The sequence below is a fragment of the Clostridium sp. HV4-5-A1G genome, assembly GCF_900184915.1.
Lineage (GTDB): Bacteria > Bacillota > Clostridia > Clostridiales > Clostridiaceae > Clostridium_B > Clostridium_B aromativorans.
Genome location: NZ_FXYI02000024.1, coordinates 13,340 through 27,872 on the forward strand (window position 1 = coordinate 13,340; position 14,533 = coordinate 27,872).

General features: G+C 37.3%; 15 protein-coding genes and 1 riboswitch. Of the genes, 11 read left to right on the forward strand and 4 right to left on the reverse strand.

Translation table 11 applies throughout. The annotated features are described in order from the left end of the window. Window positions 1-57 precede the first annotated feature (57 nt). Both xerA and J5G60_RS04525 read left to right on the forward strand, forming a co-directional pair. Window positions 58-1,047 (forward strand): site-specific tyrosine recombinase/integron integrase, encoded by a 990-nt coding sequence (gene xerA, locus J5G60_RS04520; protein WP_150357144.1) that lies wholly within the window; start codon window positions 58-60, stop codon window positions 1,045-1,047. A 70-nt stretch (window positions 1,048-1,117) separates the two neighbouring features. Then, window positions 1,118-1,657, forward strand: a complete 540-nt coding sequence (locus J5G60_RS04525) for a restriction endonuclease subunit S (protein ID WP_190972210.1) — start codon at window positions 1,118-1,120, stop codon at window positions 1,655-1,657. 26 nt (window positions 1,658-1,683) lie between these two features. Here J5G60_RS04525 and J5G60_RS04530 read toward each other — a convergent pair whose 3' ends face one another. Then, entirely contained in the window at window positions 1,684-2,103 is a 420-nt protein-coding gene (locus J5G60_RS04530) for a hypothetical protein (protein ID WP_150357142.1), read from the reverse strand. Between the two features lie 298 nt (window positions 2,104-2,401). Here J5G60_RS04530 and J5G60_RS04535 point away from each other — a divergent pair, with 298 nt between their 5' ends. Both J5G60_RS04535 and J5G60_RS04540 read left to right on the forward strand, forming a co-directional pair. Then, window positions 2,402-3,220: a nitroreductase family protein gene (locus J5G60_RS04535; protein WP_150357141.1), complete on the forward strand. Its 819-nt coding sequence runs from the start codon at window positions 2,402-2,404 to the stop codon at window positions 3,218-3,220. 63 nt (window positions 3,221-3,283) lie between these two features. Then, window positions 3,284-3,838: an RNA 2'-phosphotransferase gene (locus J5G60_RS04540; RefSeq protein WP_150357140.1), complete on the forward strand. Its 555-nt coding sequence runs from the start codon at window positions 3,284-3,286 to the stop codon at window positions 3,836-3,838. A gap of 192 nt (window positions 3,839-4,030) precedes the next feature. Here J5G60_RS04540 and J5G60_RS04545 read toward each other — a convergent pair whose 3' ends face one another. Continuing rightward, a complete protein-coding gene (locus J5G60_RS04545) occupies window positions 4,031-4,648 on the reverse strand; it encodes a TetR/AcrR family transcriptional regulator (protein ID WP_150357139.1) in 618 nt (205 codons plus the stop codon). 159 nt (window positions 4,649-4,807) lie between these two features. On the opposite strand from J5G60_RS04545, the gene J5G60_RS04550 reads away from it, so the two are divergent. Next, the gene (locus J5G60_RS04550; RefSeq protein WP_150357138.1) at window positions 4,808-6,259 is read left to right on the forward strand and encodes an MDR family MFS transporter; all 1,452 of its coding nucleotides are present in this window, start codon (window positions 4,808-4,810) and stop codon (window positions 6,257-6,259) included. A gap of 135 nt (window positions 6,260-6,394) precedes the next feature. Here the strand turns inward: J5G60_RS04550 and J5G60_RS04555 are convergent, their stop codons facing one another. Together J5G60_RS04555 and J5G60_RS04560 are read right to left on the reverse strand one after the other, a co-directional pair. Then, on the reverse strand, window positions 6,395-7,807 hold the full coding sequence (locus tag J5G60_RS04555) for a HAMP domain-containing sensor histidine kinase (protein WP_150357137.1): 1,413 nt from the start codon (window positions 7,805-7,807) through the stop codon (window positions 6,395-6,397). A 14-nt stretch (window positions 7,808-7,821) separates the two neighbouring features. Next, window positions 7,822-8,535, reverse strand: a complete 714-nt coding sequence (locus tag J5G60_RS04560) for a response regulator transcription factor (protein WP_150357136.1) — start codon at window positions 8,533-8,535, stop codon at window positions 7,822-7,824. Between the two features lie 146 nt (window positions 8,536-8,681). Beyond that, window positions 8,682-8,766, forward strand: a riboswitch (ZMP/ZTP riboswitch). A gap of 48 nt (window positions 8,767-8,814) precedes the next feature. On the opposite strand from J5G60_RS04560, the gene J5G60_RS04565 reads away from it, so the two are divergent. The 6 genes from J5G60_RS04565 to J5G60_RS04590 all read left to right on the forward strand — a co-directional run bounded on the left by J5G60_RS04565 (window position 8,815) and on the right by J5G60_RS04590 (window position 14,411). Next, entirely contained in the window at window positions 8,815-9,990 is a 1,176-nt protein-coding gene (locus J5G60_RS04565) for a phosphoribosylaminoimidazolecarboxamide formyltransferase (RefSeq protein ID WP_150357135.1), read from the forward strand. Between the two features lie 193 nt (window positions 9,991-10,183). Further along, window positions 10,184-11,095 (forward strand): ABC transporter ATP-binding protein, encoded by a 912-nt coding sequence (locus J5G60_RS04570; protein ID WP_106008649.1) that lies wholly within the window; start codon window positions 10,184-10,186, stop codon window positions 11,093-11,095. Next, window positions 11,092-11,853: an ABC transporter permease gene (locus J5G60_RS04575; protein WP_106008648.1), complete on the forward strand. Its 762-nt coding sequence runs from the start codon at window positions 11,092-11,094 to the stop codon at window positions 11,851-11,853. The genes J5G60_RS04570 and J5G60_RS04575 overlap by 4 nt, the downstream gene beginning before the upstream one ends. Before the next feature lie 12 nt (window positions 11,854-11,865). After that, a complete protein-coding gene (locus J5G60_RS04580) occupies window positions 11,866-12,597 on the forward strand; it encodes an ABC transporter permease (protein WP_190972209.1) in 732 nt (243 codons plus the stop codon). Between the two features lie 32 nt (window positions 12,598-12,629). Then, a complete protein-coding gene (locus tag J5G60_RS04585) occupies window positions 12,630-13,091 on the forward strand; it encodes a MarR family winged helix-turn-helix transcriptional regulator (protein ID WP_150357133.1) in 462 nt (153 codons plus the stop codon). A gap of 186 nt (window positions 13,092-13,277) precedes the next feature. After that, on the forward strand, window positions 13,278-14,411 hold the full coding sequence (locus J5G60_RS04590) for an MFS transporter (RefSeq protein WP_150357154.1): 1,134 nt from the start codon (window positions 13,278-13,280) through the stop codon (window positions 14,409-14,411). Window positions 14,412-14,533 lie beyond the last annotated feature (122 nt).

The following is a 14,533-nucleotide window of genomic DNA, read 5'->3' on the forward strand; positions in this document are numbered from 1 at the left end:
AATAATGCAGTTAATGGCAATATACCATAATATATTAAAGACTGGGAGTTGAAAATTATGGTAGGAAAGCTTGTTGTTGAAATTGAACAGAAAATGATGAATTTACTTGATAATGCGCAGATAGAGGAGCTTCATAAGGTTCTGATAGAAAAATTACAGAATATAGCCTTTATAGATGAGAGTAATAAAAAGAATTTGGAAAATATGGAAGAGGATTACTGCAGCATGTTTATCTGTGCAAAACGGATAGAGGGCTGCTCGGAAAAATCCATCAAGTACTATAAATCAACTATAGGCAATATGCTGAAAGCATTGGGTAAATCGGTTAAGCATATTACAACGGAGGATCTCAGGCAGTACCTGGCAAAATATTACAATAGGAGCAATTGCAGCAAGGTCAGTATTGACAATATCAGGAGAATTTTATCCTCATTCTTTTCCTGGCTTGAGGATGAAAATTATATTATAAAGAGCCCTGTAAGGCGGATTCATAAAATAAGAACCGGGAAGGTTATAAAAGAGATATATACAGATGAGAATCTGGAAATAATGCGTGATAATTGTAAAGAGATTCGTGATCTTGCAATTATTGATCTGCTCAACTCTACTGGAATGCGTGTCGGAGAACTGGTAAAATTGGATATTGATGATATGGATTTTAATGAAAGAGAATGTATTGTTGAGGGGAAAGGTGATAAGCAGAGGAGAGTCTATTTTGATGCAAGAACGAAAATACATTTACAAAATTATCTCAACAGCAGAGTTGATGATAATAGGGCATTATTTGTATCATTGATAGAACCATACAACAGGCTGAACATCAGCGGCGTTGAAATTAGAATGAGAAGTTTGGGAAGAAAGCTCAATATTAACAAGGTACATCCGCACAAGTTCAGAAGAACGCTTGCAACAAGGGCTATTGACAAGGGAATGCCCATAGAGCAGGTGCAGCACCTTTTAGGGCATCAGAAAATAGATACCACACTTCAATATGCAATGGTAAATCAAAATAACGTCAAAATTTCACATAGAAAATATATTGGATAATTTTTATATAAATTACATATTTTACAAATCGAGATTTATAGAGATGTTTGGTAACCCTGCTTTCAATCCTATGAGTTGGAAAGTTGTTGAGCTTAGTTCATTATTAAGAGAAAAAGCATCAAATGGGTTCTTTGCAAAAAATGATAAATATAAAGCTGATGGAAATGCTAAAGTGATGTGGATAGGGGATATAATAAATAGGAGATATTCAAACACGAAAGGATTAAAAAAAGTTGATGTGACTGATATTCAGTTGAATAAATATAGAATAAAATATGGTGATTTATTGTTTTGCCGTTCTTCTTTAAATAAAGATGGTATAGGTAAAGCATCAGTTGTTCCCAGAGATGTTGAAAACAATATTATATTTGAATGTCATGTAATAAGAATTCCACTAGATCTATCTAAATGCATTCCCGAATTTATTCAAGTTCAATCCACAATAGATTATTTTAGAAACCAAATTATGTCTAAATCTAAAACTGCAACCATGACAACAATAGGGCAAGATGGAATAATTACTACAAAAGTTATTTTACCTGAATTAAATTTGCAAAACCAATTTGCCGATTTTGTCAAACACGTCGACAAATTGAAATTTGAAATGTAAAACAGTTTAATATCTGTGAATAATGTCTAAAATCTTGATAATGGAGACATGGAAACATTATTTTCTACATTCACAGATAAAATTCCATTGGTATCTATTGAATTTACAGTTACATCGATATTCCCACTATAACTTTTTTCAAAATAGCCCAATAAATAGATCTTATGTTCGTTACCGTTTTTATCAAAATAGTGCATAGTCATGTTGCCTTCATCAAACTTCTTGGAGGGTATTAAATTCATTGTATATTTACTGCGCTCAGCAATATTCTTGATTTTTATATCATTATTGAATGCATTGGATTTAATTTTTAATCCGTTTATTTGTTTGGATGTAATATTGTTTATAGTTATTTTAATATCTGATTGTGGAAAATTATGAATTAAATATACCGATATTAGGAAAACAGTTATTATTATAATATATATAAATTTGTTTTTTGTCATAAATGTTCCTCCTTGGGTTAATTTTAACATAATTTCATGCAGATTATTACTATTTTATGAAACAGCATTAAGGTCAATTTGCTAAAATATATCAATCGGTTTATTATATATTTATAATTATTTTGAAAGGAATATATGCTGAAATGAGTTAAAGATCAAAGTGATACTTAGTTTCAGATGGAGTTTGCTTATGCGGTAAAATATTATGGAAAAACAATGCTGCTAAAGCATTAGAGTCTATATGAAAAAATTTTTGAAATACATTTGCAGGTAAGATGCTATGAAGGAGATGCGTTGAATGATAAAAATAGATACTGAAAAATGCATAGGATGTGGACAATGTGTCAGGGACTGTTTCCCCAGGTGTATAGAAATGAATGGAAACAGGGCAGAACTCAATGATAATTACTGCATTAGATGCGGCCATTGTATTGCAGTCTGTCCAAAAGGAGCTGTATCTATAGATGAGTACGATATGAAAGATGTAAAAGAGTACGATGAGAAAAAATTTTCGGTGGATGCGGATAATCTGTTGAATTTTATAAAATTCAGAAGAAGCATAAGGCAGTTTAAAGATAAAAAAATTGAACAGGAAAAGATTGATAAAATAATAGAAGCTGGAAGATTTACTGAAACGGGGAGCAACGCACAGGATGTATCCTACATAGTTGTAAGAGACAATTTAAAGCAGCTTAAAGATCTTATCTTTGAAAGTATGGAAAGGCTCGCAAATAGTGTCCTTGGCAGTAAAACCGTTGAAGCCAGACTGTACAGGAAATATGCAAAAATGTGGATAAAAATGTGCCAGGACTATAAGCAGAATCCTAAAAATGACAGGATATTTTTTAATGCACCGGCAGTGGTGGTTATAACAGCTTCATCCCAGGTAGATGCTGCACTGGCATCGTCAAATATGGAACTTGTTGCTCACGCGCTGGGAATTGGAGTTCTTTTCAGTGGTTTTTTCGTAAGGGCAGCAAAGGAAAGCCGGGATGTTATTGATTTTCTTCAGATTAAAAAGGGAAAGGAAATTGTAACTTGTATGATGCTGGGATATCCTGATGTCAGATATTTTAGGACAGTTCCTCGAAAACAGGCAGATGTAATCTGGAAGTAGTAAAATTATTATGCCCATTTTTTTTAACGAACATATTTTGAAAAAGTGTAGAGGGTGTGTAATGTGAACAATAAACAGTATGAGACCAGATTAAGTAAATTCATTTCGCTTATACTGAGACATAAACCACAGGTAATAGGCAAGCAGATAGACAGAAATGGATATATGCCTGTGAAAGAACTACTGGATGGATTGAATAACCATGGATATAAAGTCGATATGGCATTGCTGGAGAAGATAGTGGCCAGTGATGAAAAACAGAGATATTCCTTTGATAATGAAAAGGTGAAAATAAGAGCAAATCAGGGACATTCTATAAAAGTGGATTTGGGGTTGAAGAAAATTATGCCGCCGGATGTATTATATCACGGTACAGGAAAAAAATATCTTTCAAGTATACTGTCCCTGGGATTAATCAGAAAATCCAGACAGTATGTACATTTATCAAAAGACTATTCTACGGCTGTGAAGGTTGGAAAGAGGCATGGAGATCCTGTTGTTTTAATTATAGCTGCAGGACAAATGTCGGAAGACGGATTCAAATTCTATCTATCTAAGAATGGCATTTGGCTTACTGGCAGTGTGCCGGCTAAATACATCAAGCCGACTGAGAGATGATTATCAAGTGATTTTTAGGTTCAGATGGAGTTTTCTTATAAGGAATACTTTTCTCCATCTGAACCTTATTTGTGGGAGCTTAATTAAAGTAGAGCATCTGTTATAGCTTCTCTGGGTATTCTGTTTTTAAGCTCAAATACACCAATAATTTATATTCTGAGTATTACTTTATTATATATAAAGATCCTGCTATTACTGTATTGCATGTATAAGCGGCATAAAAATATCGTCTACGATCTCAGCTATGGCTTCATCGGATACGGGTTCCAGCTTTTTAATCAGCTCGTACTGCAGAAGGTCAATGGGCAGTGAGATGATTCGGGGCGGCAGTTTTTCAAGACAGATTTCATCGCGAAGTTCTGCATTTTTCAAAATCGTTATCATGGCCACCTCCATCTTGTTATGTTTGTCATGTGATCTCTGCTGGATGATTTGCGGTATGGATGCGATGATCCTGCGCCATATTACTGGCTCCATAATAAGTCCCCTAATAGTCTCCCTGCCGATTATTTTCAATGGTTCAACACGGGCATGCAGATAGGTATACACATCATCCCGCAGGTTCCCGGTATCCGGTATCCCATTTGTAATTTTAGGAAAATAATATTTACGCAGAGCGGCAATTACAAGTTCAGACTTATCGGGCCAGCGGCGGTAAAGGACAGATTTGTTTGTCCCCGCCCGTGTTGCGATACTCTCCATAGTCATATGAGTGTAGCCGGTTTCAGAGAGCTCCTCCCATGCAGCATGCAGAATCGCTTCTTCCAGAACTTCTCCTCGGCGGCGCGTACCTTTCTTTCGTTTATCCATGTTTTATTTCCCTCCGAACATCAACAATAAATGTACCTCTGTCATAGAAATATATATAGAAAACTCGGAGTTTCCTATTGACAAAGTTCTGTATTTATTATATCATAATTCCAAAAGAAACTAAACGTTTCTTATTATGGCTATGAAAGGAGTTTTCTCATGAATATAGAAAATGTAAAACCGGCAAAAGAAAAACTCGATCCAATGGTGCTCAGGGTTGCCATCATTCTGGTGGTCGGTGCGCTTGCACCACTTTTCGATACCACCATGGTCAATGTGGCCATTCATACCATTGCAATTGAAATGAAGGCAACCATTTCTGCTGTGCAGTGGATTACGACGGGATACGTTCTGGCAATGGGACTGACTGTTCCAATTTCAGGCTGGGCCACCAAGCGATTTGGATGCAAACACTCCTATATCTTTTCCGTGACGATCTTTTTGGCCGGTTCTGTGCTTGCCATGCTGTCATGGAACATCCAGAGTTTAATCAGTTTTGCCGTTATCCAGGGAATCGGCACGGGATTGCTGATGCCCACATTACAGACAGAGCTTGTACAAGTTTCCGGAGGACGCAACCTGGGGCGGATCATGTCCATCGTCAGTGTTCCCGCTCTGCTGGGGCCGATCCTTGGGCCGGTATTAGGCGGGGTTATCGTAAACAGCTTAAGCTGGCGGGCGATTTTCTTTGTCAATATTCCAATCTGCATCATAGCCATTCCGTTGGCTTTGTGGGGAATACCGGCCGATAAGCATTTGGAAAAGAAGGCCTCCCTTGATGTGATGGGCATGCTTTTGCTTTCTCCTGCGTTTGCCCTTCTGATTTACGGCATTGCACAGGTTGCCAGCCATGGGGGTTTAAGTAGTAGTACAGTCTATGTCCCTCTTATCATCGGCATGGTTTTGATGGCATCCTATGTTGTCTATGCATTGAAGACAAAACGCGAACCGGCTCTGAATGTGCGATTATTCAAATCCGCCAATTTTTCCGCTTCCAATATACTGCTGATCCTGTGCGGGATCATCACCAACGGGGCTATGCTGATGCTGCCTCTTTATTATCAGGAGGTGCGTGGGGCAAGTGCCCTGTATGCCGGATTGTGGCTGCTTCCGCAGGGAATAGGAATGCTGCTCACCAGAAGCTGGGCCGGTAAAGTGGCCGACCGTAACGGTTCACGCAACATTGTGCTGATTAGTCTTGCTGCTATTGCAGTAGGAACTCTGCCCTTTGCTTTTGCGGGTGTGGATACGAGTCTGATCTTTCTGGCTGCTGCTCTGCTTATCAGAGGGGCGGGGCTCGGTGGCTTGCTGATTGCAATTATGATGTCCGCTTATATCGGACTTCCAAGAGAGCAGGTCCCCCACGCCAGCATCGCCACGAGGATTTTTCAGACCATCGGCGGGGCTTTCGGGTCAGCTATCCTTGCCACAGTAGCCCAGCAGCAGATGACGGGCCAGGTCGGCTCCGATCTTCATGCCCTTGCCCATTCCTTCAACGTCTCGTTCTGGTGGGCTATCGGCTTCACCGCAGCAGCTGCAATCCCCACGCTGTTTTTGGCTGCATATAAAAAATCGTCATTGAAAACAGCCTCACAGGCGGATAGAGAGTAGTAAAAGCAGAATAAAGTACTATTTTTAGTTTTAAAATAAATTAAGACTAGGTTACTACAAGCATTGAATAGGGGAATGTACCTGGATTTGGTTTATACAAATCCAGGTACGTTCCTATTGAATATTAAATGTCAGCTATAAAATTATACTTATAGTTGTACCTTCACCCAGAGTACTTTCTATATTTATACTTCCGCCCTGTGCATCTATTATCTGCTTGGATATTGCCATGCCAAGACCTGAGCCTTCGGTGGAAGAACTGGTATTTGTCCCTCTGTAATATCTTTCAAAAACATAATTCAGATCTTTTTCAGGTATACCTCTGCCATTATCTTTTATTGTAATATGGATTTTATCTTTCTTGTAAATTGAAATGTCAATCTGCACGTTGTCCTTGTTGTGAATTATGGCATTTAAAATTAAATTGCTCAGCGCCCTTCTTAAAAATTTTTTATCTACGAAAGCTTTTATATTTTCATCTTCAGGGTAAAAATTTACATTTTTATTTGAATAAAGGGGATTGTTTAAAATTTCTATGATTGTATTTTGTAAAAGCAGGGTCATGTTTGCCTCTTCCTTTTTTAGGGGTATGGCTTTGTTTTTTAATTTGTAAGTTAAGTTTAAATCCTGGATTAATGACTGTATGTAGGTGGATTTATTGTATATTATCTCCGAGTACTGCTGAATCTCATCTTTGGAAAAAGTATAGTCAGGGTCTTTCATTATTTCGGCATAGCCCTTTATGGAGGATAGTGGAGTTTTCAGGTCATGGGATATGGAGGAAATCCAGGTAGATCTTATCTTATCCAGTTCTTCTCTTTTTTTCTTGTTTTCTCCGAGAGTTTTGCCTAGATTGTTTAAGTTTGAAAAAACGCCTTTATAGACACCTTTTTCATGGTAATTAGTTTCATAAGCGCCCTTTGAAAGTTCATCTATGCCGTTGACTATGTTTTGAAGTGGTTTTCCCATCTTCTTTCCAAATACAAAATAAGATATAATTACTGCCACCAGTATATCCATACCCAATAATAGCAGAACTCCATTCCAGAAAAAACTTCTCAGTGAAGAGGGATTGAAGACAAGGGTGTGTTTTGCCACCCTGTTTAGAGGGAAACCTATTATATAGGAAAAGTTCCTGCTTCCATATTTCTTTTCGCCTATAAATATGGAAGAGTTGGCTATGTCGTATTTGTAGATATGGGCAAATTTTATGGGAATATATTTAACGGGAACTGTACTGGGTTTTTTAAAAGAATAGACTTCCCTGAAATTTTCATCTACTATTTGAATCCAGACATTGTTTTCTTGAATTTGTCTTATACCTTCTTCTTTTACAAAGGGTATTCCATTTTTAAAGGCCATATATTTGGAGAAATTCAATGTGAATTTCTCCGGGGTGGGAGCGGTAAAGTTTTCCTTGGTATACAGAATTATCTGATTCCAGAAAAGCAGATTTATAAATAATTCAATTATAACTATGAATATCAGTGTTACAAGAAATCTTGTAGTGATATTCCAATTGGTTTTGATTTTGTTTCTGATTTTCATATTAAGCTACCTCTTCATTGAATTTTCAGCTTATAACCCAGGCCTTTGGCTGTAATTATGTATTTTGGACTGGAAGGATTGTCTTCTAATTTTTGCCTTAGTTTTCTTATATGAACCATAATTGTGTTGTCATATCCCTCATAGCTGTCTTTCCAGACTTCACTGCATATCATCTGTTTGGTTAGAATTTGATTGGCATTTTGGGCCATGTAACATAACAGGTGATATTCCTTGGGAGTAAGTGTTATATTTTTACCTGACTTTGACACTTCGCCTTTTGCAGGGTCAATTGTTATGTCTCCGAAGCTTATCTTTTTCTTTTTCATTGACATTTCATTTTTAATATATATATTTCTACGCAAATGTGCCTTGATCCTGAAAGCCACCTCCTTTGGACTGAAAGGTTTGGTTACATAATCGTCCGCACCCATTCCCAGGGCAAGTATTTTATCCACATCTTCAGATTTTGCAGACAGAAAGATAATAGGCACAAAAGAAAAATTCCTTATATTTCTGCACACTTCAAATCCGTCCATATCCGGCATCATTATGTCCAGAACTACTATGTCAGGTTTTTCGTTTCTGCATATTTTTATACTCTCTGATCCATTTTTTCCTTTGAATATTCTCCTGAAGCCTTCTTTTCTAAGGACCGTCTCCATCAGCTTTAAAAGCTCAACTTCATCATCTATTAAAAGTATCTTTCTATCTAAAATTTGATCCTGCATTTTTACCTCCAATGGTCAAAAATATATATATTTTAATTATAGCATCATTTAGGTATCCTTCGCCTAAGATACAAAATTTTAATGTTCTGTTAAGGTTTGAATCATTGACATGGATATTGGAGTATAATATAATTTAATGGATAAATAAGTGATCATGTGACTGGCGGAAATGGAGTTTACCATGGGAAGCATGATTGAATAGAAGTTGTATCGACCGCCTGGGTAATTAATAATTTACCCGGGTTTTTTTGTGTTCAAATTTGGAAGGGAGTAATGCAGATGAAAAATAATGAACTTATATTAAAGTATGGTTGTAATCCACATCAGAAACCTGCCAGGGTTTATATGAAAAAAGGAGAACTTCCATTTAGAATTATAAATGGCAGGCCCGGATATATAAATCTCATGGATGCACTTAATTCATGGCAGCTTGTAAAGGAATTGAAAAATACTACAGGTCTTGCAAGTGCGGCCTCTTTTAAACATGTAAGTCCTGCCGGTGCTGCAGTTGCAGTGCAGCTTGATGACATACTGAAGAAGGTATATGCAGTTGAACATGTGGAGCTTTCGCCTGCAGCTACTGCATATTGCAGGGCGAGAGGTGCCGATAGAATGTCTTCTTATGGAGATTTTGCGGCTTTAAGTGATGAAGTTGATTTATCTACGGCTAAAGTATTAAAAAGTGCTGTTTCTGATGGAATAATTGCGCCGTCCTATAGTAAGGAGGCTCTTGAAGTTTTAAAGAAGAAAAAGAGAGGAAATTACTGCATAATTCAAATTGACAGAGATTATGAACCCTGTGAAATGGAGAAAAGAGAAATATTTGGAGTAACCTTTGAGCAAAAAAGGAATAACGCAATTATAACAGATGAACTTTTGAAAAATATAGTAACAAAAAGAAAAGATCTCACTCAAAATGCAAAGAGAGATCTCTTAATATCAATGATTACACTTAAGTATACTCAATCCAATTCTGTATGTTTTGTGCTTGATGGACAGGTGATTGGAGTTGGTGCAGGACAGCAGTCGAGAATTCACTGCACAAGACTTGCCGGATCAAAAGCAGACATATGGTTTTTAAGACAGCATCCTTCAGTCTTATCACTTCCATTTAGAGACGGACTTAAAAAAGCTGAGAAAGATAATGCAATAGATCAGTATCTTCGTAATGATGTAACAGAAGAGGAGACACGACACTGGAAAGATGTATTTACTGAAGTTCCAAGAAAGCTTACGGAAGAGGAGAAGAAAAATTGGATTTCAAAACTTAAAGGAGTTTCTCTAGGCTCTGATGCATTTTTCCCATTTAGGGATAACATAGACAGGGCATCTAAAAGCGGGGTTGAGTACATTGTTGAGCCAGGCGGTTCCATAAGAGATGATGCTGTGATAGAAGCCTGCAATGATTATAATATGGTAATGGCCTTTTCAGATTTAAGGCTGTTTCATCATTAGAGGAAAAGAGAAAGATACATTTCAAAGATATAAAAAATTTGGTAAAATTCAAACCTTTTATGATAGAGCCTATTTCATAGAAGGCTTTTTTATTTATCAAATGGAATTTAAGGTTCCCTTAAGGTTTTGATAAATGGGATTTAAGCTGCAGGATCTATTATATGTTCATATGCTAGTTCAAGGAGGAAATTGTATGGAGGAAAATATTGTAAAAACCATAGATTTGACGAAAAGTTTTAAAAACTTTAAGGCAGTAAAGGGAATAAATTTATCTGTAAAGAAAGGAAGGGTATACGGATTTCTGGGTCCCAACGGGGCTGGAAAATCCACAACTATAAGGATGCTTTTGGGGCTTATAAAGCCTACAGGTGGACAAGTCCGTATGTTTGGCAAAGATCTTCAGAAAAACAGAATGGATATTCTGAAGAGAGTTGGGTCCATGGTGGAAGCGCCATCTTATTATGGAAATTTGACAGCCTATGAAAATCTGCAGGTATCGGCGGAACTTCTGGAACTTGACTATAAATATATTGATGAAGTTCTGGAGGTTGTGAAACTAACGGAGTGGAAAAATAGACAAGCTAGTAAATTTTCACTCGGCATGAAGCAGAGACTTGGAATTGCCCAGGCACTCATATCAAAACCGGAACTTCTTATATTGGATGAACCCACCAACGGACTTGATCCCTCTGGAATCCATGAGATAAGGGGCCTTATTAAAAGACTTCCCAAGCTCTACAATATGACAGTCATCATATCCAGTCATAACCTGAGTGAAATTGAACTTGTAGCAGATGATATTGGAATTATAAACAGGGGAAATATGCTGTTTCAAGGAACTCTTGAAGAACTTCATTCAAAAAGTAAGAGTCAGATCTGTATAGGAGCCAGGGATTCCAGAAGGCTTCAGGATACACTGGACAGCTGTGGATATGAGTATAGGACAGAGGGCAAGGATGTTTTATTAAAGCCAAGGGGAGAGGATCCGGAGGAGATTTTAAGACAGCTGGTATTGAAGAACAATAGGGTATTTAAATTTGTGGAAGTGCAAAAATCCCTTGAAGAAATATTTCTTGATCTTACTGAAGGGGGAGAAAAACTATGACATCTACTTCAATTTTAAAATCCGAGCTTATGAAATACAAAAGGTCGATACTCTGGAAGGGTGTATTTTTCATTCCGGTTCTCTCTTTTTTACTTTTGACCGCGGATTTGCACGTGAGATATAGTTTTTTAATGGCAGAGGAGCATATAAAATCCCTGTATGATCTTGGAATTTACGACAGGATAGGAGCACTTATTTATGAGAGCCATGCCTCTACCTTGTGGTTTATTCTACTAAATTTATCCATTGTTGTAGTGGCGGTTATTGTAAATTATATGGAATACAGTGAGAAAACCTGGAAACAGATAATATCAAGGCCCGTTGAAAGAAGCAAGATTTATTTGTCCAAGTGGATTGTAGTGCTTGCAGCTGCATTTATCCTGGTGATTTTAAACGGTATATTTCTGATAATTATAAAAAACTTGTTCCATATTGACGGAAGTTACAGATTGATTTTCAATTATATAGGATTTGAGCTGTGTACAGTTTTAGGGGTGGTGGGTTTTGAGCAGTTTATAAGCTGTTACATGGAGAACTCGCTGGCAGCTGCGGCCGTGGGTTTTGCGGGAAGCATAGGGGCCTATATGCTTGCGCAGAGTAAATTTCTCTCCTATGTGGTTCCCTATGCCAATGTATTGCTGGCGATGCCTACGGGAGATAAAAGCGACGCCCAGAGAGCAGCTTTTTTTGGGATAGCTTCAGGGATACTATGGCTTGTAATAGGGGTTCTGGAATTTGATAAAAGGGATATAAAATAGGTGGTGAATAGTATGAAAAGTATATATAAAGTGGAATTATTGAAATTGAAGCACTCCAAAATATTGAATATAGTTATGTTTGTTCCCTTGTTTTTTGTTATATTGGGTTTTACAAATTTTTTGAGATATAAAGAGCTTTTTACCTCAAAAGGACAAAATGTATGGAATCAGGTGTATACTCAGAGCTCACTTTTCTATGGATTGTTTATTATAGGGCTTTTTATTACCATAGTGACGGCTGTTCTGGTGAGAATAGAAAACAGCGGGGATAATTTTAAGTGGATGCTGACATTGCCCATAGAAAGAGAACAGCTTTATAGGGCAAAACTTCTTGTTACCTGCGGCATAGTATTTTTAAACCTTGTGCTGTTTATGCTTCTTACAATTCTGGCCGGACTGATTATAGCGCCGCAGAATCAGAGCATGCCCCAAGAGTTCATATATGCCCCGTTACTTTGCAGTATAGCTTCACTGCCTGTTATAGCAGTTCAATATTATCTTAGCATGAAATACAATAATATTGCCGTGCCTCTGGGAATTGGGCTGGTATTTTCCCTGCCTGCAGTTTTAATTGACAATACCAGATACTGGATGCTTTTCCCCTGGGATTATCCGGGCAGGGTACTGGTAGGTGCAGCAAATGAAAGCTTCAATTTTCCGCCTTATATGTATGCGGTATCTGTTGTTTTGTTTATAATGTTTATGCTCATTGGTGCACATGAATTTGAAAGCAGGGATATATAGTTTAAGTATCCATATTGACAATGGAGTATATCATGTATACAATTGTTAATATGGATAGAAAATTTTATGCAGATAAATTACCTAGAAAATTATTGGATGTCATAAACCGTTTTAATGAAACTGATAAAAAGGCGAGAAGTTTTGGTACGGATACAGTACTTCACCTTTCAGAAATCCATCTTGTTGAGTTCATAGGCGACAACGAAAAACTTTCCGTGTCAGAAATAGCCAGGAGGAACAATATTACAAAAGGTGCGGTTTCACAAACGCTCATTAGATTGGAGGGTAAAAAATTAATTGTAAAGGCACTGAATCCGGAAAATAAATCTCAGGCTGTTGTTTTACTGACTAAAAAGGGATGGACAGCTTATTGTGAACACAAAAAATATCATGAAAACATCAACAGAGTTATTTTGTCCTGTGTACAGGATAAGTCCGGGAAGGACATGGAAGCTATCTATAGTTTTTTAGAGCAGCTGGAGAAACTTCTTTGAAGGAAGTTCTCCATACCCATAGTGTATAGTACATATACGCTATAGAATAATTTTTTATCCAAAGTCCGATATATTTTATATGAAGTTCAAAGTTCAGATATTAAATACTGATTGAGGAGAGTTTTACAATTGAAAGATTTTGGAGAGAAAAAGAAGTTTGTTTTAAGTAAATCACTGGTTTTGCTGATGGCAGTTGCCTGCGGAGTCTGTGTTGCAAATTTGTACTATATTCAACCACTTGAATCACAGATTGCGGGTGCCTTTTCCGTATCACAGAGTTCGGCAGGAATAGCAGCTACAGTCACTCAGATTGGATATGCCCTTGGACTTTTATTTATAGTGCCCCTGGGAGATATGTGCGAAAGACGTTCACTTATACTGCGAATGTTGGTTTTGGTAGTTTTATCCCTGATTGTAACTGCATTTTCACAAAATTATTTTGTCATGCTTTTATCCATGTTTGCAATAGGTCTTACCACCATTGTTCCGCAGATTATTGTTCCCTATGCTGCTCACCTTTCACCGGAAGGTCAGGAGGGCAAGATTATAGGAAATGTTATGAGCGGTCTTCTTATTGGAATTTTGCTCTCACGTACCTTTAGCGGGGTAATAGGTTCAATTTTAAATTGGAGAGCTGTATATATTTTCGGTGCATTTTTTATTGCACTGCTGTTTGCTTTTATTTTAGGGCTTTTTCCTAAAGATAAGCCGTCAAATGTAATTCCTTATAAGGAGCTTTTAAGGTCCATTCCGGATTTGATAAAAAATCAGGTTTCTCTGAGGGAATCAGCAGTGAATGGTTTCTTTATGTTTGGTTCCTTCAGTATATTCTGGACTTCACTTATATTTTTGCTTGAGACACCGGTTTATAATATGGGTACCAGAGAAGCGGGGTTATTTGGTCTCTTTGGAGTTGCCGGTGCGTTGGCAGCACCACTTATTGGCAAGGCAGCTGACAGGAAAAGTCCCAGGTTTACTGTAGGGGTGGGAGTAATATTTTCTACTGCTGCTTATGTATGTTTTATCTTCTTTGGATATCATATTATTGGTCTTATGTTAGGTGCAGTTATTCTTGATCTTGGAAATCAGTGCGGGCAGGTATCAAATCAGGCGAGAGTACAACTTCTGGGGGACAAGGTTCGCAGCCGTAATAATACCGTATTTATGTTTTCCTATTTTATAGGAGGTGCAGCAGGCTCTTTCCTTGGTACTCTCTTCTGGCAGAATTTTGGCTGGCAGGGTGTCTGCACAATCGGATTTATTTTTCAAGCGCTAGCTGTTATTGCTCATTTTATAATTTATAGAAGAAGAGGAAATTAATCAATTTTAACAAAAAGGGCGTAATTCTCCTATCTTGTATAAGTGGGAGATGAATAGTCCTTGTTATTTTAGGTTCGATGCCTAAAATAATAACTACTTGACGAATTATTATATATGATGTA

Bases quoted from the DNA above. Each gene is read 5' to 3' on its own strand.
- xerA (WP_150357144.1), top strand. From the start codon at position 58: ATGGTAGGAAAGCTTGTTGTTGAAATTGAACAGAAAATGATGAATTTA.
- J5G60_RS04535 (WP_150357141.1), top strand. From the start codon at position 2,402: ATGATAAAAATAGATACTGAAAAATGCATAGGATGTGGACAATGTGTC.
- J5G60_RS04550 (WP_150357138.1), top strand. From the start codon at position 4,808: ATGAATATAGAAAATGTAAAACCGGCAAAAGAAAAACTCGATCCAATG.
- J5G60_RS04590 (WP_150357154.1), top strand. From the start codon at position 13,278: ATGGCAGTTGCCTGCGGAGTCTGTGTTGCAAATTTGTACTATATTCAA.
- J5G60_RS04555 (WP_150357137.1), bottom strand. From the start codon at position 7,807: ATGAAAATCAGAAACAAAATCAAAACCAATTGGAATATCACTACAAGA.
- J5G60_RS04585 (WP_150357133.1), top strand. From the start codon at position 12,630: ATGTATACAATTGTTAATATGGATAGAAAATTTTATGCAGATAAATTA.
- J5G60_RS04565 (WP_150357135.1), top strand. From the start codon at position 8,815: ATGAAAAATAATGAACTTATATTAAAGTATGGTTGTAATCCACATCAG.
- J5G60_RS04545 (WP_150357139.1), bottom strand. From the start codon at position 4,648: ATGGATAAACGAAAGAAAGGTACGCGCCGCCGAGGAGAAGTTCTGGAA.
- J5G60_RS04530 (WP_150357142.1), bottom strand. From the start codon at position 2,103: ATGACAAAAAACAAATTTATATATATTATAATAATAACTGTTTTCCTA.
- J5G60_RS04560 (WP_150357136.1), bottom strand. From the start codon at position 8,535: ATGCAGGATCAAATTTTAGATAGAAAGATACTTTTAATAGATGATGAA.
- J5G60_RS04525 (WP_190972210.1), top strand. From the start codon at position 1,118: ATGAGTTGGAAAGTTGTTGAGCTTAGTTCATTATTAAGAGAAAAAGCA.
- J5G60_RS04575 (WP_106008648.1), top strand. From the start codon at position 11,092: ATGACATCTACTTCAATTTTAAAATCCGAGCTTATGAAATACAAAAGG.
- J5G60_RS04570 (WP_106008649.1), top strand. From the start codon at position 10,184: ATGGAGGAAAATATTGTAAAAACCATAGATTTGACGAAAAGTTTTAAA.
- J5G60_RS04580 (WP_190972209.1), top strand. From the start codon at position 11,866: ATGAAAAGTATATATAAAGTGGAATTATTGAAATTGAAGCACTCCAAA.